A 17,812-nucleotide genomic window follows, 5' to 3' on the forward strand; every position below is an offset into this window, starting at 1 on the left:
TGGTGTTACCTCATTTTGGAGGTGCCATGAATCAGACCATCGATCTTATCCTTTCCCATCGCTCCATTCGTCAGTTCACTGCCGAGCCGATCGCCCCGCAGCAGCTGGATGTCATTCTCGCCGCCGCCCAGTCCGCCTCGACCTCGAGCTTTTTGCAGGTGACCAGTATTGTGCGAGTCAGTGAACCCGAGGCGCGTCAGCAGCTGGCCATGCTGGCGGGCAATCAACCCTATGTGGTGCAGGCGGCCGAGTTTCTGGTGTTCTGCGCCGATTACCATCGTCACAGCCAGATCGTGCCCGAGGCCCAGACCGGTTATGCGGAGCAGTTGTTGATCGGTGCCATTGACGGCGCCCTGATGGCGCAAAATGCCCTGCTGGCGGCGCAGTCGTTGGGACTGGGCGGGGTCTATATCGGCGGCATTCGCAACCATCCTGCCGAGGTGAGCGAGCTACTGGGCTTGCCCCATCAGGTGATCCCGCTGTTTGGCCTCTGCCTTGGCCACCCTGCTCAGCAGCCGGAGCAGAAACCCCGCCTGCCCAGGGGATTGGTGGTGCATCAGGAGCGCTACCAGCACGAGCTGGATCGCGACCTGCTGGCCCGGTACGATCAGCAGATCGCGGACTACTATCAGGCCCGCAGCAGCAACAACAAACAGCAGACCTGGAGTAGCCAGATCCGCGCCATTCTGGGCAAGGAGTCCCGCCCTTTCATGCTGGGATTCCTGCAATCGCAGGGCTTTAACCTCAAGTAATGGCGCTGATGGGCGATACTATGGGAGTGATGACCACCATGGTCATTTTCCCGTGATCCTGAAATCTTTCCCTGAGACCGGGTATACAGCTTGGCGACAAATCGTGGGCAAGGGGGGATCTACAGGCTACCTTAAGTAGATAAGCTGTTGTAGGATCACGCAATTGGATTGGGACAGGGGTTTGGACATCCTATGATTTTAACTTTGGTATTGCTGTCTATCGGCGCGCTCCTGTTTTTGGTTATCGCCTATAACGTGGTACAGCAATATAAGCAGAAGGCGGAGGCTGAAAAGCGTCACGCCGTTGCCAGACACAAGACGGTAGCCGACGAGACCGAAGAGGTACTGCTGAACGTCAATCTGGTGCCTTTCTCCAAAAACATGGTGTTGCTGTTGCAGCACCGGATCCTTGATGCCTATCGCGCCATCGCCCAGGTGATGCCCAACAACCAGATCAAGCAGCGCATCGCCGATGTGCAGATCCAGATCAAGAACGTGCAGGAAAATTACAGTGCGCAGGATGAGGGGCACTTCAAAACCCCCGAGTCTGATCGTCAGGCGATCCAGATGTTGCAGCTGGTAAAAAAGCTACGTGCCGTACTGCGTGTCGAGCACAACAAGGGCAAAATTGATCCGCAGGGGTTTGCTCAGGAAGATCGTCGTCTCGAGCTGATGCAGCTCAAAATCAACATCTCGAATCTGGTCAAGCGGGCGATGGATGCCCGCATTCAGGGCCAATATGGTACTTGCCGCCAGCTCTATACCAAGGGGTTGTCGGCAATGGCCAGCATTGGCGACAAGGATCCCTATCTGTTGGCTCGTGAAGAGGATATGCGTCAGGGGCTCAAGGAGCTTGAAGAGCTGCAGCAGCAAAACAGCGCGCAGGATCTGCAAAACATCAAGGACAAGGAAGCCGACGAGCTCGATGTCCTGTTTCAACCCAAGAAGAAATGGTAAGCATGTCCCACCCACTCGATTCCACACTGGGGCCAATGGCCCCATTTGTTTCTCAGCTGTTGACCGAACTGGCCGCTGCTGGCGTCACATTTTCCCAGCCAACGGTCGATCACCTCTGTTATCGGGCGGCGACCTTGCAGGAGTACCGCGCGCTGTGTGCTGTATTGGCTGAAGCGGGCTCCTTGCTGGTGGAGGGGATGATCGGCGGTCGCCCGATTGCCACTTATCAGTTGCATCAGCCACTGCTGGCTGGTGAGGTGCAGGTACCCTGTATCGAGCTGGCGGCGCCGAAACCGGGGCGCATCCATCAGGCAGGACTGGAACATATCGAGCTGGTGGTTACTTCACTGCAGGATCTGGTAGCGCGCTATCCCGAGCAGCCATTCAAAACCGGCAATATGCAGGATACCCGCAACCCCGATATCGGCCTGATGTTGCCCTCCGGTCAGATCAAGTTTCACTTACGCTCGCTGGCTGAGGTGATCGCCGAAGAGGTGGCGACCGGTGCTGTGGTCGCGGTGCCTGCGGATTATTTCGATCAGGAGTGATCCTGCGCTCTATGCGGTGCGAGCCTGACAGGCTCTTGAATAACGCAGCAAAAGGGGTCACCGGTGTGACCCCTTTTGCTATCTGGCGGTGCTGGGTTGCGAGAGCGCTATCTGCTCGTGGGTGACCCTGTTTGCGCTGAGCCTGTTACCCGTGTCGGTGGGGTTGCTGGGCGGGCAGTGGCGATTGGCTTCGCTGCTTGAGACGGCCGAGCCAGAGGCTCAAGCCGGCCGTCAAGATGAGGACCAGTTCAATACCCATGACCAGACCGCCCAGCTCGCCCTGCTCCCAGAAGGGGTGTAGGTAAAGTCCCCCCAGACTGGCTCCCAGATAGTAGGCTACCAGATAGAGAGAGGAGGCGAGGGCGCGGTTGTGTTCGACATGATGACCAACCCAGGCACTAGCGCAGGCGTGTGCCAGGAAAAAGCCGAAGCTGGAGATCAGCAAGCCACTCAGGATCCCGAGCAGGCTAGCTTGCAGTAGCCATAGACTGCCGAGGGCCATCAGGGCGATCCCGACCAGCAGCATGCGTTGTGCCCCCCAGCGGTTGGCAAAGCGGCCGCTCAGTGAGGAGGCCACCGTCCCCGAGAGATAGGTGAGAAACAGCATGCCGAGCCACTGGGTGGGCAAGGAGAATGGGGGCTTTGCCAGCAGGAAGGTGAGATAACTGAACTGGTTCAGAAACACCATAAAGTTGAGTCCCCCGATAAGGTAAGCCCCTACCAGCAAGGGATTGGTCAGGTGCTGCTGCAAGGCGCGAGCAAATTGGCCGCGAACGGGGGCGCTCGCCACAAAGCGGGTCTGATGGGGCAGCAGCCAGAAGACCAGCGGCAGCAGTGACAGGCTGATCACACCGATCCCCAGAAAGGTATGTTGCCAGTCGCCAAACCAGCCCGCCAGCAGGCCGCCGACCACCCGACCGGCAATGCCACCGAGGGAGTTGGCGGCAATATAGACCCCCACCGCCGAGAGCAGCGCCCGTTTACTGAACTCTTCCCCCATATAGGCAATCGCAGTGGCTGGTAACCCGGCCAGCAGCGCACCCTGCAGGATGCGTAGCAACAGCAGTGAACCAAACTGCTCAACCAGGGGGATCAACAGTGAGAGCAGGATCGCCAGGGTGAGTGTACCCAGCATGACCTGCCGACGGCCATGGCGATCCGCCAGTCTGGCGCAGATCAGCAAGGAGGCGGCAAGGCCTGCTGTGCATCCTGCCAGGGTCCAGCTGGCCGAGAGGGAGTTGACCGAGAAGACCTCGGCAATCAGGGGTAACAGGGGGTGGGTCTGGTAGAGGTTCAGAAACACCAGAAAAGAGCCCAGGCTGAGGGCCAGGGTTGCACGTATCCACTCGCGACTTCCGACTTCAATCATTGCGTATTGTCCTGACTGCTTTTGGTCAGGGTAGAGTCCTTGCAGTTATAAATATAATATATTTAAGTTATCCATCTCATAAGATGAATTGATACATGGATCTGAAACAGCTCACCTATCTGCTGGCGGTCAGGGATGCCAGCTCATTTACCAAGGCAGCCAACAGTCTGCATGTGGCACAGCCGGCCATCAGCATGGCCATTGCCAAACTGGAGCAGCAGCTCGAGCTGCGGCTGTTTGATCGACAGGACCGGGCGGTACGGCTCACCCCTGAGGGAGAGGTGCTCTGTCGCCATGCCGAGCGTCTGTTGCTGCAGATGCATCAGGCCGAGGCCGAGATGGCAGAGCTCAAGGGGTTGGAGCGGGGGGAGGTACGGATCGGGATCCCCTATATGATGGGCTCCTACTATTTCCCCCCTCGTCTGATGGCCTTCAAGCACCGCTACCCCGGCCTCAAGATCCGGGTCGAAGAGGCCGGTACCCGCGAGCTGCTCAGCCGGATGGTGGATGGCTCCCTCGATCTGGCCATTCTCATCACCAGTGATCTGCCGCCCGCCATCGAGGGGGCACATCTGTTGAGTGAAGAGATGTTGATGGTGGTGGGGGATGATCACCCCTTGCGCGGCGAACCGGCCGTCACCCTCTCACAGTTTTTCGCTCAGGAGCTGGCGTTGTTTCGCCGCGGTTTCTACCACCGCGAGCATATGGAGGCGCTGGCCCAGAGCCTCGGCGTCGAGCCCGATATCGCCTTCGAGAGCAATCTGATCCCTTTGCTCAAGGCGGTGGTGCGGCAAGGTTTTGCGGTAACCACCTTCTTGCGAATGGTGCTGGAAGAGGAGCCGGATCTGAGTGGCGTGCCCTTCGACCCGCCCATCTACCTCGACCTCTGTGTGGCGTGGCGGCGTGGCGATCCGCTCTCCATGGCCAATCGTGCCTTGCGTGATTTTCTACTCAAGGAGCGCCCGGCCTGATGGCGGCGGGTCATTGCTGAAAGTTTGTTACTATTAACGGTGGGTTCGCTTGAGGGCTACACCATGAAATTGCAGCAATTGCGCTATATCGTCGAGGTGGCGAACCACAGGCTGAATCTGTCGGCCACCGCCGAGAGCCTCTTTACCTCCCAGCCCGGGATCAGCAAACAAGTGCGGATGCTGGAGGATGAGCTGGGGATCCAGATCTTCGAGCGCAGCGGCAAACACTTGACCCAGATCACCCCCATAGGTCGGGATGTGATCAAAGTCGCCGCCGAGGTGCTCGACAAGGTCGCCACCATCAAAGTGATGGCCAGGCAGCATGTGCATCCGGAGCAGGGAACCCTCACCATTGCCGCTACTCATCTGCAGGCCCGTTATATTCTGCCTGCCATCCTCAAGGGTTTCATGGCCCGCTTTCCCAAAGTGGCCGTAACGGTGATGCAGGGGAGTGCGGCGCAGTGCCGAGCAGCCGTGCATGATGGCGCTGCCGATCTGCTGCTGGCGGATGAACCGGAGGATGGGAGCGATCTGCTTGTGCTCCCCTCTTTTCAGTGGCAACGGGGCTTGGTGCTGCCCAAGGAGCATCCATTGGCCAGAGCAACATCGCTGACCCCGGCCGAGCTGGTGGAATTTGCATTGGTGACCGATGGAAGGGCTCTCTCCACAACTCATGGCTCTGATTGCGCTCATGCCGAGAGCCGGATCGCCTGCTGTGCGAGCGACAGCGATGTGCTCAAGACCTATGTCAGACAAGGGATGGGCATCGGAGTGATGGCAACTTTTGCCTGGGAGCCCCAGCGCGATGGTGATCTGCTGCTCAAACAGGTGCCTTGGCTACCTAGTGGCGTTGCCGCTATCGGGTTGCGCAGAGGGGCGTTTTTGTGCGGCTATCTGTATGACCTGATTGGACGTCTCGCGCCGCAATTGACCCGGGAGCGGGTTGAACAATACTGTGCTGCCCGCACTGGCGAAGAGCTTGAAGCTATGCTGGCCAATTTGACCGTGCCACTTAGATAGCTTGGGTTGATGTGTGGTCATCCCAAGAAAAACGCCTCCCAATGGGAGGCGTTTGACAATCTGACATTCGTCAATTCAGGCTCACTTCTTCAGCATATGATCCAGCTTGTTGGCCTTGGTCGACAGATAGAACTCGTTGTGGGGATTGCGCCCTTCCTGCAACGGTACCCGTTCGGCCACCGGAATACCGAAGGATTCCATCGCTTTCATCTTGCGCGGGTTGTTGGTCATCAGTTTGAGAGACTTGACCTCAAGCTGCTTGAGCATATCGGCGCAGATGGTGTAGTCGCGCATATCGGCGGCGAAACCAAGGGCCACGTTGGCTTCCACGGTATCGGCTCCCTGATCCTGCAGGTGATAGGCGCGGATCTTGTTGAGCAAGCCGATGCCTCGGCCCTCTTGACGCACATACAGCAACACGCCACGACCGGCTTTGGCGATATTCTCCATGGCCGCCTGCAACTGGAAACCGCAGTCACAACGCAGGCTGAACAGGGCGTCGCCGGTCAGGCACTCTGAGTGGATCCGGCCCAGCACGGGCTCTTCACCGGTAATGTCGCCCATCACCAGTGCGGCATGATCTTTGCCTGTGCCGGTTTCCTGAAAACCTACCAGCGTGAAGGTGCCCCAAGGGGTGGGCAATTTGGATTTGGCCACGAGGGTAACGCTGCTCATAGGTTGCTCCTTACTACTAACGGCTCAAAAAAGGGGGCCAGTTTAGCGCGCCTTGTCAGGAACGACCATAAGAACAAGTCCCTGCATTGCTTAATGAAATCTCCAAATGAGATACAAGCACAGTCGCCTGCCGGGGTTTTGGCCCTTTGTGCGGATTGATGACTGCCAGGCTCACCACATTCGGGTATAATCGGCGCCCATTAACCCACCCTTCGGGATGGGAGCAACACAGAGCAGGAGAGAAGTTATGCCTCAGATGGCCCCCGTAATGACAATTGATGGCCCCAGTGGTGCAGGTAAAGGCACCTTGTGTCAGCTGCTTGCTGAGAAGCTGGGTTGGCACTTGCTGGACTCGGGCGCCATCTATCGGGTGTTGTCCCTGGCCGCCCTGCATCACGATGTAGAGCTGGACAGTGAAGCCTCACTGGTGCCGCTGGCCGCCAATCTGGATGTGCAATTTCAGGTTGAGGGCGATCTGGTCAAGGTGATCCTGGAAGGGGAAGATGTCTCCCGTACCATCCGCACCGAAGAAGTGGGTAATGCTGCCAGTAAAATCGCCGCCTTCCCCCGTGTGCGCGAAGCCTTGCTGCGCCGTCAGCGGGCATTTCGTCAGGCCCCGGGTCTGATTGCGGACGGTCGTGACATGGGCACAGTTGTTTTCCCCGAGGCCGAGGTGAAGATTTTCCTCGACGCCAGTGCCGAAGAACGGGCCCAGCGTCGCTATAAGCAGTTGCAAGATAAGGGCTTTGATGTTAACTTTGAGCGTCTTTTAACCGAGATTCGGGAACGTGACGATCGCGACAGAAATCGCGCTACTGCACCCCTGAAACCGGCAGAAGATGCTCTGGTGGTAGACTCTACCGCTATGACCATAGATGAAGTGCTGGCAACAGTACTCGCCTATGCAGAGCAACAACTTGGTGATGCCAGCGCAAGCTGACATCCGGTCGTCTGCACCAAGGATGGCGCAGATTATTTAAAACAGCCCCGCTTGTGCCGGATTGCAAGTGGATGTTTCATTTGTGACATAAACAATGATCGAATCTTTTGCTCAACTCTTTGAAGAGTCCCTGAACGCCGTTGAAACCCGTCAAGGTTCCATCGTCAAGGGTACTGTCGTTGCTATCGAGAACGGTTTTGTACTGGTTGACGCCGGTCTGAAATCCGAGTCCGCTATCCCGGCTGAAGAATTCAAGAACGCCATGGGCGAGCTGGAAATCAACGTCGGCGACACCGTTGACGTGGCTCTGGACTCTATCGAAGATGGTTTCGGCGAAACCAAGCTGTCCCGCGAAAAAGCCAAGCGCCACGAAGCCTGGCTGCAGCTTGAGAAGGCTTACGAAGAGCAAGCTACCGTTATCGGTATCATCAACGGCAAGGTCAAGGGTGGTTTCACCGTTGAACTGAACGGCATCCGTGCCTTCCTGCCGGGTTCTCTGGTTGACGTGCGTCCGATCCGTGACACCGCTCACCTGGAAAACAAAGAACTCGAGTTCAAAGTCATCAAGCTGGACCAGAAGCGCAACAACGTTGTTGTTTCCCGTCGTGCCGTGATCGAGACCGAGAACACCTCCGAGCGCGAAAGCCTGCTGGCTAACCTGCAAGAAGGTCAAGAAGTTAAGGGTATCGTCAAGAACCTGACCGACTACGGTGCATTCGTAGATCTGGGCGGTGTTGACGGCCTGCTGCACATCACCGACATGGCGTGGAAGCGCGTTAAGCATCCTTCCGAAATCGTCAACGTTGGCGACGAGATCGCTGTCAAGGTTCTGAAGTTCGACCGCGAGCGTACCCGCGTATCCCTGGGTCTGAAGCAGCTGGGCGAAGATCCCTGGGTTGCTATCGCCAAGCGTTACCCGGAGACCACCCGTCTGTCTGGCCGCGTGACCAACCTGACCGACTACGGCTGCTTCGTTGAAATCGAAGAAGGCGTTGAAGGCCTGGTACACGTATCCGAGATGGATTGGACCAACAAGAACATCCACCCGTCCAAAGTTGTTAACGTTGGCGACGTGGTTGACGTGATGGTTCTGGACATCGACGAAGAGCGTCGTCGTATCTCCCTGGGTCTGAAGCAGTGCAAATCCAACCCGTGGCAGCTGTTTGCCGAAACTCACGCCAAAGGCGACCGTGTTTCCGGCAAGATCAAGTCCATCACTGACTTCGGTATCTTCATCGGTCTGGATGGCGGCATCGACGGCCTGGTTCACCTGTCTGACATCTCCTGGAACAACCAGGGCGAAGAAGCCGTGCGTGAATTCAAGAAAGGCGACGAGATCGAAGCCGTTGTTCTGCAAGTGGATCCGGAGCGTGAGCGCATCTCCCTGGGTGTCAAGCAGATCGAAGAAGACCCGTTCAACAAGTACCTGGCTGACAACAAGAAAGGTGCTATCGTGAAGGGTAAGGTTACCGAGGTTGATGCCAAAGGTGCCGTTATCGAACTGGCTGATGGCGTAGAAGGCTACCTGCGTGCCTCCGACGCTGCTCGTGACCGTGTAGAAGACGCCACTCTGGTGCTGTCTGTTGGTGACGAAGTTGAAGCTAAATTCATGGGCGTTGATCGTAAGAACCGCACCGTAAGCCTGTCTGTCCGTGCTAAGGACGAGGCTGATGAGCGTGTTGCTATCGATAACCTGAACCAACAAGAAGAAGTTGTGTTCAGCAATGCTATGATGGAAGCGTTCAAAGCCGCCAAGGGTGAGTAATCCTTGATGCAAGAAAAGGGCGGCATTGCGCCGCCCTTTTTTATCCTGGCAAAATGAATATTGCATGTGATCGGGGAAGGAGATTTAACGTTATGACCAAATCAGATCTCATCGAACAACTGGCAGCCAGCCGCATGCATATGCCGGCCAAGGATGTCGAAGCCGCCATCAAGGAGATCCTTGAGCAGATGGCGTCGACCTTGCAAAACGGCGACCGGATTGAAATCCGCGGATTTGGCAGTTTTTCACTGCACTATCGTGCGCCCCGTGTGGGCCGCAACCCCAAGACTGGGGACAAGGTTGAACTGACCGGGAAATATGTCCCGCACTTCAAACCAGGCAAAGAGTTGCGCGAGCGCGTCAACATCATTGAATAATGCAGAAATCGGCATACCTCGGGTATGCCTTTTTTCTTTTTGGCACCGATTCCTGTGCCAATCGTCTTGTTTCTTAAACTCTTTTCCCATTCACTCTAGAGTCTGCCTGCGATTTTAAGGATAATCAGCCTCTCATTAGATACTGACAGGGAGCTCTTATGAAGCGTATTTTGGCCCTCATTCCGCTGGTGCTGGTGTTTGTTCTGACCCTGGCGCTGGGCTCACAAAATGGCCAGCTGGTTCAGTTCAATTACCTGATCGCTCAGGGTGAGTTTTCGCTTGCCATGCTGTTGGGCTTCTTCTTCGCTGGCGGTTTTTTGCTGGGCTGGCTGGTATTCGGCCTGCTGTTCCTGCGCCTGAAAATGCAAAACCGCACCCTCAACCGCACCATGCGTCGTCAATCCCGCGAGTTGGAGCTGGCCCGGTCACCGGGTAAGGAATAATGTTCCTCAATGCTTGAACTGCTTTTCCTGCTGTTGCCCATCGCCGCCGGTTATGGCTGGTACATGGGTCGCAGGAGTGTTCGCCAGGACACCCAAAAACAGAGTAACCAGTTTTCCCGCCAGTATGTGGCGGGCCTCAACTATTTGCTGTCCGATGAATCCGACAAGGCGGTGGATCTCTTTATCCAACTGCTTGAGGTGGACAGTGAAACCATCGAAACACACCTCTCCCTCGGCAACCTGTTTCGCCAGCGTGGGGAGGTCGATCGTGCCATCAAGATCCACCAGAACCTGGTAACCCGCCAGCTGACCCGGGAGCAGCGACAGCTTGCCTTGCAGGAGCTTGCGCGCGACTTTTTGGCTGCTGGTCTGTTGGACCGAGCGGAAGCGCTCTGGAATGAGCTGTGTGACGACAGCGACTATGAAGAGACGGCGCTGGCACAGCTGTTGATCATCCATCAGCAGTTGCGGGATTGGGATAAGGCCATCGATGTGGCGGTGCGTCTGCAAAAATTCCAGGGCAAGAAGCTGGCCGACCCCATCTCCCATTTCTATTGCGAACAAGCCGAGATCGCGCTGCGTGAGGGCAATAAAGGGGAGGGGCTGGCCAAGCTCAAACGGGCGCTCAGTATCAATCCGGCATGTGCCCGGGCCAGTTTGCGCCTCGCTGAGCTCGCCATAGCAGAGGGGGAGTATGAGCAGGCCAGCAAGGAGCTGCTGCGGGTGTTCGAGCAGGATATCGATTTTGCCTCCGAGGCAATGCCCAAATTGCTCGAGTGCTATCAGCAGTTGGGGCGCACGCCTGCGTTGATCCCGCTGCTTGAGAAGGCAGTGGAAGATCACGCCGGCGTCAGCGTGACCCTGGCCCTTGCCAAGCTGGTTGAAGAGCGTGATGGCCTGAGCCAGGCCCGTTCGCTGGTGCTGCGTCAGCTGCGTCGTCATCCGTCGATGAAAGGTTTTTACCAGCTGGTGGGTTTTCAGCTGGCCAGTGCGGAAGAGGGGCCAGCCAAGGAGAGCCTCGAACTGTTGCAACAGCTGGTCGGCGAGCAGATCAAAATCAAGTCAACCCACAAGTGTCGGCAGTGCGGCTTTGCCACTCACTCGTTGTTCTGGCAGTGCCCGTCTTGTCGCCAGTGGGGTTCCATCAAGCCGATCCGTGGTCTGGACGGTGAATAACAAGCAATAGGATGTGAGATGCAAGATCCCAAAGTACTGGTAGCGCTGGATTATCAGCACGAGGCAGATGCCTTAGCGTTCGTTGAACGTATCTCTCCGGCCCAGTGCCGTCTCAAGGTAGGCAAGGAGATGTTTACCCTGTTTGGCCCGCAGTTTGTACGCCAGCTGGTGGCCAAGGGATTCGATGTCTTTCTGGATCTGAAATTTCACGATATTCCCAATACCGTTGCCAAAGCCGTGGCAGCCAGTGCCGAGCTCGGTGTCTGGATGGTCAACGTGCATGCCAGTGGTGGCGAGCGGATGATGCGTGCCGCCAAAGAGGCGCTACTGCCTTATGGCGACAAGGCCCCCCTGCTTATCGGCGTGACCGTGCTGACCAGCATGGAGCAGTCCGACATGATCCCCCTCGGGTTGGATGTGAGCCCTGCCGAGCAGGTGATCCGGCTGGCTACCTTGACCAAGGCATCCGGCTTGGATGGGGTTGTCTGCTCTGCCAACGAGGCCCATGAGCTGAAAGCCTTGTTGGGCGCCGATTTCAAGCTGGTGACCCCGGGTATTCGCCCGACCGGTTCAGCAGCCGGGGATCAGCGCCGGGTGATGACACCGAAATCCGCGGTCGAGGCGGGGTCCGATTATCTGGTTATCGGTCGCCCCATTACGCAGGCTGCCGATCCGGCCGCCATGCTGGCCAGCATCAATGCCGAGCTGGTTGGTGCGTAACAGGCTCACTCAGTGATACACGGTGCAGGCCGAGCAACAGGCCTGCACCGGCCCCGATAAGATGAGAGCCGATGTGTACCCTGGCATTGATCAGGGTGGATATCGGGGTCTCTCCTGCGTTGTAGAAGTCCATCGCCAGCTTGAGCCCCATCCCTGCCAACAGTAGCCAGCCCGATGTGCGGCGTCCGTGGCGAATATCCTGCATTGCCCCCCAGACAAACAGGCCATGCAGCGAGCCGGATAGCCCCATGTACCATTGGGTCTGCGGGCACCACCACCAGATCCCCAAGCCCACTGCCAACCAGAGCAGCAACATCAGCAGCGGCAGGCGAGCCCCACCCAGATAGTCGCGAAACAGGCTATAGAGGATGGCGAGGCCGCCCAGATTGAGCAGCAGGTGCCACAGATTGGTATGAGCCAGATTGCCTGTTATGATCCGCCACCCTTCGCCCCCGGCGATCAAGGGCCGATCGAAGGAGAGCTGAAGATTGGGAACGGTAAAGAAGAGTAGCAAGCTGGTGAGAGAGAGCGTGATAACCCAGAGCAATCCAGATTTGTCTGACAACATGAAACAGTCCAACGACAAGAACAGTCGATACTGTACACGTTGCACCCGAGCCCTCAAAGCCTGCCTGTGCGATTATATTGTGCCGGTTGACAATCACACGCCCCTCTACATCTTGCAGCACCCCAACGAGGTGGCACATCCCAAGGGGACCGCGGCACTGCTGGCGGCCTCTTTGCAACAGTGCGAGATCCATGTGGGGGAGGACTTTTCCTGCGATGAGTGGCTCAATGGGTTACTCGCAGATCTTTCCCGTCGCTGCTATCTACTCTGGCCGGATGAGGATGCCATTTCGCTGACCGATCTTCGCCAACAGTGGGAGAGTGAATCCTCTGGCTCCGTATCCGTCGCCTTTATCTTGCTTGACGGCACCTGGCGCAAAGCCTATCGCATGTTGCAGAGCAACCCGGCACTGGCCCGCTTGCCCCGCATCGGCATTGGTGCCATTGCCGGTCAATATGCCATTCGCAAGAAACCCTTTCCCGATGCCCTCTCTACCATAGAGGCGGGCTATCACCTCTTGTCCCGGTGGGAGGGAAGGCCGGAGCGCTATGCGCCCTTGCTGACCCTGTTCAATCGGTTGAATACCCAGTGGCAGGACTTTGCCGAAGGCCGCCGCGCGTGACAATTCAAGGAGTTATCAAGATGAAAAAAGCAGTCGTGGTTTTCAGCGGCGGTCAGGACAGCACTACTTGTCTGGTGCAGGCATTGGCCCGGTATGATGAAGTGCACGCCATCACCTTCGACTATGGCCAGCGCCATCGGGAAGAGATCGACACCGCGCGCCGTCTGGGCAGTGCACTGGGGATTGCCGCCCACAAGGTGATGGATGTGACGCTGCTCAATGAGCTGGCGGTCTCTGCCCTGACCCGTGACGACATTCCTGTCAGCTGCGAGCTGCAGGATAACGGGCTGCCCAACACCTTCGTGCCGGGCCGCAATATCCTGTTCCTGACCCTGGCCTCCATCTATGCCTATCAGGTAGGCGCCGAAGCGGTGATCACTGGTGTCTGCGAGACTGACTTCTCCGGCTATCCCGATTGCCGTGACGCGTTCGTCAAGGCCCTCAATCAGGCGGTGTCGCTGGGGTTGGATCGCGGTATCCGTTTTGAAACTCCCTTGATGTGGCTCGACAAGGCCGAGACCTGGGCACTGGCGGATCACTATGGTCACCTCGACACGGTGCGCCAGCAGACCCTGACCTGCTACAACGGCATTGCCGGTGACGGCTGCGGCACGTGTCCTGCGTGTGAACTGCGCCGTCGCGGCCTGAACAACTATCTGGCCGATAAGGCGGGCATCATGGCCAGACTATTTGAGAAAACCGGGCTGGGCGAGAAAAGCGCAGAGTGAGCCTGCGTCTTGCCGTGGCTTGGGGTATAATCCGCGACTTTTGCAACAAGCTGTGATCGAGATGCACTACCCAATCAACGAGATTTTCCAGACCATCCAGGGGGAGGGCATCTTTACCGGCCTGCCCGCCATCTTTGTTCGCCTGCAGGGTTGCCCGGTGGGCTGCCCCTGGTGCGATACCCGTCATACCTGGGTTGTTGATCCGGCTCGTGAAGTGGGCAAGGAGGCGGTGCTGGATCGTTCCAACGAATCCGATTGCTGGAGCCAACTCAGCACAGCGCAGATTATCAAGAGCTTTGGCGATCTGGGTTATCAGGCGCGCCATGTGGTGATCACCGGTGGCGAGCCCTGCCTCTACGATCTGCACGAACTCTCGTCAGCATTACTGGCGGCGGGTTATCAGGTGCAAATTGAAACCAGTGGCACCAGCGAGATCAAGACTCATGAGCAGACCTGGGTAACAGTCTCCCCCAAGATCGGTATGAAAGGGGGGCTGCCTGTGCTGGTCTCGGCGCTGGAGCGGGCCAACGAGATCAAGCATCCGGTGGCCACCGAGCACCATATTGAAGAGCTGGATGTGCTGCTGGCGACCGCAACTCTGCGCCCGGACGTGGTCATTGCCTTGCAGCCGATCAGCCAGAAACCACGGGCCACCCAATTGGCGATGGATACCTGTATCGCGCGTAACTGGCGACTCTCAATCCAGACTCATAAATATCTGGATATTGATTAATATGGATTGGCTATCCGACGAACAGGTACTGCTGACTCTGACTAACAAGATGCCTTACGGTAAATATCAGGGGCGGCGTATCATCGATATTCCCGAGCCCTATCTGGTGTGGATGGCGCGCAGCGGTTTTCCGGCGGGTAAATTGGGCCAGACGCTGGCGTTGGCTTACGAAATCAAACTCAATGGACTCGAGTCCATGATTATTCCCATTATTAACAGGATGTCGGTATGAGAATATATACGAGGCAGGGCGACAAGGGCATGACCCGGCTGGCCGATGGTATCCCATTGCCCAAGGATCATTTGCGGGTCGAGACCTACGGTTATATCGATGAGCTCAACTCCCATATTGGCTTGCTGATTTGTGACGTGCCATCGCAAGAGGTCGGCTTATTGGCTGATTTACAGCTGTTGCAACAGGAGTTGTTTGATCTGGGGGGCGAGTTGGCATTCTCCAGCGACGCCCAGAATGAATCAATTTGGCAAGTTAATGCTGCCTGGACCACTCGCCTTGAACAGCAGATAGATCGTTATAGCGAGCCATTGCCACCGCTGCGCCAATTTATATTGCCGGGTGGTTCCCGTGCCGCGGCGCAAGCGCATGTGGTGCGTACTCTGGTGCGTCATTGCGAGCGCTTGCTGCTGACCTTGAGCCGGGAAGAGCGGGTCAATCCCGAGGTGCTGCCCTATCTGAACCGGATGAGTGACTGGTTCTTTACCGTTGCCCGCTATCTCATCTGCGTGGCAGGGGATCGTGAAGTGCTGTGGGTCAAGGCAGCAGATCGTCCGCAATCGGCTATCTGATATTTCACGTTTAAGCGGCAATAAAAAACCTCGCCTTGGCGAGGTTTTTTATTAGCAACGCAAGCGCTGTCAGATAGCAAAATCTTCCAGTGATTTGCCTGCTGCCACTGCGCTGGCAATGACTGAAGGCATACGGCCCTGGCCGGTCCAGGTTTTCTCTACGCCATTATCCTGATAGCGATATTTGGCAGGACGTGGCGCCCGCTTGGCTTTTTCTGATTTGCCGGGGTTGGTAGCGACAGCGCTTACCAATTCTGCCGGGTCAATACCGGCGGCTTTCAGCATTTCGCTATATTCGTTAATTTTCCGCAGATGCTCTTCACGGGCCTGACGCTCGGCAGCTTCATCCTGCTGACGTTCAGCAACGATAGTAGAGAGTTTTTCCAGTGCCTCTTCCAGTTGTTCCAGAGAAAGCTCGCGGCAGGTCGCACGCAGACTGCGGATATTAAGCAGTACCTTTAAAAATTCATTCATAGGAGTTACCACGTCGAGTCAGAGAAAAATATTATGTTCCAGCTGATTCTTGCTTGGTGATTTAAATAAGTCAAGCCGGGTTAAATATAATATCCGTGGGGAACATCAATATAGATATTTAATATGGCCAGCAATAGGCTTGGTGATTGGATGCCAATGAAGCCGTAGTAGGTGAAAATAGCGCCAAAGCTGGCGTTGTTGCATCATTTGACTACCATTTTTCGACCTTGATATGTTTATCGTGACTATTTAATCAAAAAACTTGCTATAAGCTGCCATCTCGATAAAATGTGCGGCGAATACCTTTAAGTAGAGGCGCGCTGCCTATGAGTATTTGTGCGGAGGGTGATGCCTGTGATGCACAAGGAAAGGAGTCAGCGCCGAAGTGGCCAGGCCATCATACCGGGCTGCTGGTTCTGCATCTAATAGGTGCAGGACTGCCATAGTCATCCACTATGGAGCGCTACCTGAAGGGGCTGAGGAGTATGACCTCCCCATAGGTTTTGTTTCTTTAGATCCTCTCGGTAGATCTCCACCTGTAATCTTTAGGTGCAAAGAGATCATGGACATTAGTCATTTCGCCGACTCCGGTTGGTCCGTTCTTCCCCCCCTGTTGGCTGTCGCGCTGGCGATCATGACCCGCCGCGTGCTGCTGTCCCTTGGTGTGGGCATCGTCACCGGCAGTTTGCTGCTCAATCAGTTTTCACCCCTCGAATCCCTGCATTACATGTTGAATACCGTGCTCAAGATCTTCTGGGTCGATGGCGCGCTCAATCGTGACAATGTCAACATGATCCTGTTTATGCTGCTGCTGGGTGGCCTCATCAGCCTGATGAGCGTCTCCGGGGCGACCCGTGCCTTTGCCGAGTGGGCCGAGCGTCGTGCCAAGACCCGCAAGGGCGCCAAAGCCCTGACTGGGATGATGGTGTTTGCCTTCTTTATTGATGACTTCTTCCACAGCCTGTCGGTGGGTGCCATCTGCCGTCCGGTCACCGACCGCTTCCAGATCTCCCGTGCCAAATTGGCCTATCTGCTGGACTCCACCGCGGCGCCGGTCTGCGTGCTGATGCCCATCTCCTCCTGGGGGGCTTATATCATCGCCCTGGTTGGCGGCATCATGGCGGCCCACGGTCTGACCGAGCAGAGCCCCATCGCTGCGTTTGTCGAGATGATCCCGATGAACCTCTACGCCGTCTTCACCCTGATCATGGTGCTGGTGGTGATCGCCTGTCAGCTGGATATCGGCCCGATGCGTCAACACGAAGCGTGGGCGCTGGAAGGCAAGCTGTGGGATGAGTCCAAGGGCCGCCCCATCGGTCTGGATATGGAGAGCCCGGAGGAGAGCAACGGCGGCATGATCGACATGGTACTGCCGATCCTGACTCTGACCGCCGCCACCATCTATTTCATGATTGATTCCGGTGCTGCGGTGCTGAGCGAGAAAGGGCTGCCATTCAGCGTGCTCGGCTCGTTCGAAAATACCAACGTCGGCTCTTCGCTGGTCTACGGTGCCCTGTGCAGTCTGGTGGTCTCCATCGGTCTGGCGATGCGCCTGAAGCTGGGAGCCAAGAACTGGATCAAGGCCGCGCCGCAAGGCGTCATGGCCATGCTGCCAGCCATCAACATCCTGCTGTTTGCCTGGACCATAGGTGCCGTGGTGCGCGACGTGGAGACCGGCAAGTACCTGGCTTCGCTGGCTAACGGCAACCTGCCGATCGAAGTGCTGCCTGCCGTGGTCTTTATCCTCTCCTGTGCCATGGCGTTTGCTACCGGTACCAGCTGGGGTACCTTCGGCATCATGCTGCCGCTGGCCGGTGACATGGCCGCCGCCAGCGACATCAGCCTGATGCTGCCGATGCTGGCTGCGGTACTGGCTGGCTCGGTGTTCGGGGATCACAGCTCACCCATCTCCAGCACCAGCATCCTCTCTGCCACCGGTGCCGGTTGCCATCACATCGATCACGTGATGACCCAGCTGCCCTATGCACTGGCCATCGCCTTCGGCGCGGCCATCGGTTACCTGGCGATGGGCTTGATGCACTCCAGCCTGGCCGGTTTCAGTGTCAGTGCCCTCTGGTTCGTGCTCTTTACCGGCTATCACCTGAAAAAGGCCAAAGCGCGGCCAGTGCTGGCCACCGCGTAACATTTATAGAGCAAGGGGCCCGCGGGC

21 protein-coding genes and 1 riboswitch are annotated in these 17,812 nt (G+C 56.9%); of the genes, 17 read left to right on the plus strand and 4 right to left on the minus strand.

The window, feature by feature from the left end:
• Nucleotides 1–26: 26 nt before the first annotated feature.
• From nfsA to G5182_RS09605, 3 genes are all read left to right on the plus strand, one after another.
• Nucleotides 27–752: an oxygen-insensitive NADPH nitroreductase gene (nfsA, locus tag G5182_RS09595; RefSeq protein ID WP_216978983.1), complete on the plus strand. Its 726-nt coding sequence runs from the start codon at nucleotides 27–29 to the stop codon at nucleotides 750–752.
• A gap of 192 nt (nucleotides 753–944) precedes the next feature.
• Nucleotides 945–1,709 (plus strand): DNA repair protein, encoded by a 765-nt coding sequence (locus tag G5182_RS09600; RefSeq protein WP_216953387.1) that lies wholly within the window; start codon nucleotides 945–947, stop codon nucleotides 1,707–1,709.
• The gene (locus G5182_RS09605; protein ID WP_031227877.1) at nucleotides 1,703–2,257 is read left to right on the plus strand and encodes a VOC family protein; all 555 of its coding nucleotides are present in this window, start codon (nucleotides 1,703–1,705) and stop codon (nucleotides 2,255–2,257) included. The genes G5182_RS09600 and G5182_RS09605 overlap by 7 nt, the downstream gene beginning before the upstream one ends.
• A gap of 145 nt (nucleotides 2,258–2,402) precedes the next feature.
• On the opposite strand, the gene G5182_RS09610 is transcribed toward G5182_RS09605, so the two are convergent.
• Nucleotides 2,403–3,626: an MFS transporter gene (locus tag G5182_RS09610; protein ID WP_021231402.1), complete on the minus strand. Its 1,224-nt coding sequence runs from the start codon at nucleotides 3,624–3,626 to the stop codon at nucleotides 2,403–2,405.
• A gap of 95 nt (nucleotides 3,627–3,721) precedes the next feature.
• Between G5182_RS09610 and G5182_RS09615 the strand changes: the two genes are divergently transcribed.
• Together G5182_RS09615 and G5182_RS09620 are read left to right on the plus strand one after the other, a co-directional pair.
• Nucleotides 3,722–4,597, plus strand: coding sequence for a LysR family transcriptional regulator (locus G5182_RS09615; protein ID WP_216978982.1), 876 nt, complete (start codon nucleotides 3,722–3,724; stop codon nucleotides 4,595–4,597).
• 63 nt (nucleotides 4,598–4,660) lie between these two features.
• A complete protein-coding gene (locus G5182_RS09620; protein ID WP_216950608.1) occupies nucleotides 4,661–5,617 on the plus strand; it encodes a LysR substrate-binding domain-containing protein in 957 nt (318 codons plus the stop codon).
• Between the two features lie 81 nt (nucleotides 5,618–5,698).
• On the opposite strand, the gene ribA is transcribed toward G5182_RS09620, so the two are convergent.
• Nucleotides 5,699–6,292, minus strand: a complete 594-nt coding sequence (gene ribA / locus G5182_RS09625; RefSeq protein ID WP_005337152.1) for a GTP cyclohydrolase II — start codon at nucleotides 6,290–6,292, stop codon at nucleotides 5,699–5,701.
• Between the two features lie 247 nt (nucleotides 6,293–6,539).
• On the opposite strand from ribA, the gene cmk reads away from it, so the two are divergent.
• The 6 genes from cmk to pyrF all read left to right on the plus strand — a co-directional run bounded on the left by cmk (nucleotide 6,540) and on the right by pyrF (nucleotide 11,713).
• Nucleotides 6,540–7,232: a (d)CMP kinase gene (cmk, locus tag G5182_RS09630; RefSeq protein ID WP_019444698.1), complete on the plus strand. Its 693-nt coding sequence runs from the start codon at nucleotides 6,540–6,542 to the stop codon at nucleotides 7,230–7,232.
• Between the two features lie 94 nt (nucleotides 7,233–7,326).
• Entirely contained in the window at nucleotides 7,327–8,997 is a 1,671-nt protein-coding gene (rpsA, locus tag G5182_RS09635) for a 30S ribosomal protein S1 (RefSeq protein ID WP_005337148.1), read from the plus strand.
• A 92-nt stretch (nucleotides 8,998–9,089) separates the two neighbouring features.
• Nucleotides 9,090–9,374 (plus strand): integration host factor subunit beta, encoded by a 285-nt coding sequence (gene ihfB, locus G5182_RS09640; protein WP_005299934.1) that lies wholly within the window; start codon nucleotides 9,090–9,092, stop codon nucleotides 9,372–9,374.
• Between the two features lie 158 nt (nucleotides 9,375–9,532).
• A complete protein-coding gene (locus G5182_RS09645; RefSeq protein ID WP_005337143.1) occupies nucleotides 9,533–9,817 on the plus strand; it encodes a LapA family protein in 285 nt (94 codons plus the stop codon).
• Nucleotides 9,818–9,826: 9 nt separating this feature from the next.
• Complete coding sequence (gene lapB, locus G5182_RS09650; RefSeq protein ID WP_227342575.1) at nucleotides 9,827–10,993, plus strand: lipopolysaccharide assembly protein LapB; 1,167 nt, start codon at nucleotides 9,827–9,829, stop codon at nucleotides 10,991–10,993.
• A gap of 18 nt (nucleotides 10,994–11,011) precedes the next feature.
• Entirely contained in the window at nucleotides 11,012–11,713 is a 702-nt protein-coding gene (gene pyrF / locus G5182_RS09655) for an orotidine-5'-phosphate decarboxylase (RefSeq protein ID WP_227342577.1), read from the plus strand.
• Here the strand turns inward: pyrF and rrtA are convergent.
• Nucleotides 11,688–12,281, minus strand: a complete 594-nt coding sequence (gene rrtA / locus G5182_RS09660; RefSeq protein WP_179214420.1) for a rhombosortase — start codon at nucleotides 12,279–12,281, stop codon at nucleotides 11,688–11,690. The genes pyrF and rrtA overlap by 26 nt on opposite strands.
• On the opposite strand from rrtA, the gene G5182_RS09665 reads away from it, so the two are divergent.
• The 5 genes from G5182_RS09665 to G5182_RS09685 all read left to right on the plus strand — a co-directional run bounded on the left by G5182_RS09665 (nucleotide 12,280) and on the right by G5182_RS09685 (nucleotide 15,168).
• Entirely contained in the window at nucleotides 12,280–12,903 is a 624-nt protein-coding gene (locus G5182_RS09665; RefSeq protein ID WP_201990207.1) for a tRNA-uridine aminocarboxypropyltransferase, read from the plus strand. The two genes, rrtA and G5182_RS09665, sit on opposite strands and share 2 nt — an antisense overlap.
• A gap of 20 nt (nucleotides 12,904–12,923) precedes the next feature.
• The gene (gene queC / locus G5182_RS09670) at nucleotides 12,924–13,631 is read left to right on the plus strand and encodes a 7-cyano-7-deazaguanine synthase QueC (RefSeq protein ID WP_201990205.1); all 708 of its coding nucleotides are present in this window, start codon (nucleotides 12,924–12,926) and stop codon (nucleotides 13,629–13,631) included.
• A 61-nt stretch (nucleotides 13,632–13,692) separates the two neighbouring features.
• Entirely contained in the window at nucleotides 13,693–14,364 is a 672-nt protein-coding gene (gene queE, locus G5182_RS09675) for a 7-carboxy-7-deazaguanine synthase QueE (protein WP_227342578.1), read from the plus strand.
• A gap of 1 nt (nucleotide 14,365) precedes the next feature.
• Complete coding sequence (locus G5182_RS09680) at nucleotides 14,366–14,596, plus strand: DUF3820 family protein (RefSeq protein WP_005337126.1); 231 nt, start codon at nucleotides 14,366–14,368, stop codon at nucleotides 14,594–14,596.
• Complete coding sequence (locus G5182_RS09685) at nucleotides 14,593–15,168, plus strand: cob(I)yrinic acid a,c-diamide adenosyltransferase (protein WP_100646101.1); 576 nt, start codon at nucleotides 14,593–14,595, stop codon at nucleotides 15,166–15,168. Before G5182_RS09680 ends, G5182_RS09685 begins: the two co-directional genes overlap by 4 nt.
• A gap of 69 nt (nucleotides 15,169–15,237) precedes the next feature.
• On the opposite strand, the gene G5182_RS09690 is transcribed toward G5182_RS09685, so the two are convergent.
• Entirely contained in the window at nucleotides 15,238–15,642 is a 405-nt protein-coding gene (locus G5182_RS09690) for an H-NS family nucleoid-associated regulatory protein (RefSeq protein WP_075115902.1), read from the minus strand.
• 302 nt (nucleotides 15,643–15,944) lie between these two features.
• Nucleotides 15,945–16,116: riboswitch (Lysine riboswitch) on the plus strand.
• Nucleotides 16,117–16,204: 88 nt separating this feature from the next.
• Between G5182_RS09690 and G5182_RS09695 the strand changes: the two genes are divergently transcribed.
• Nucleotides 16,205–17,785, plus strand: coding sequence for a Na+/H+ antiporter NhaC family protein (locus tag G5182_RS09695; RefSeq protein ID WP_005351177.1), 1,581 nt, complete (start codon nucleotides 16,205–16,207; stop codon nucleotides 17,783–17,785).
• Nucleotides 17,786–17,812 lie beyond the last annotated feature (27 nt).

Source organism: Aeromonas sp. 600948, from assembly GCF_049174875.1.
In the GTDB taxonomy this organism is placed as follows: domain Bacteria; phylum Pseudomonadota; class Gammaproteobacteria; order Enterobacterales; family Aeromonadaceae; genus Aeromonas; species Aeromonas veronii_A.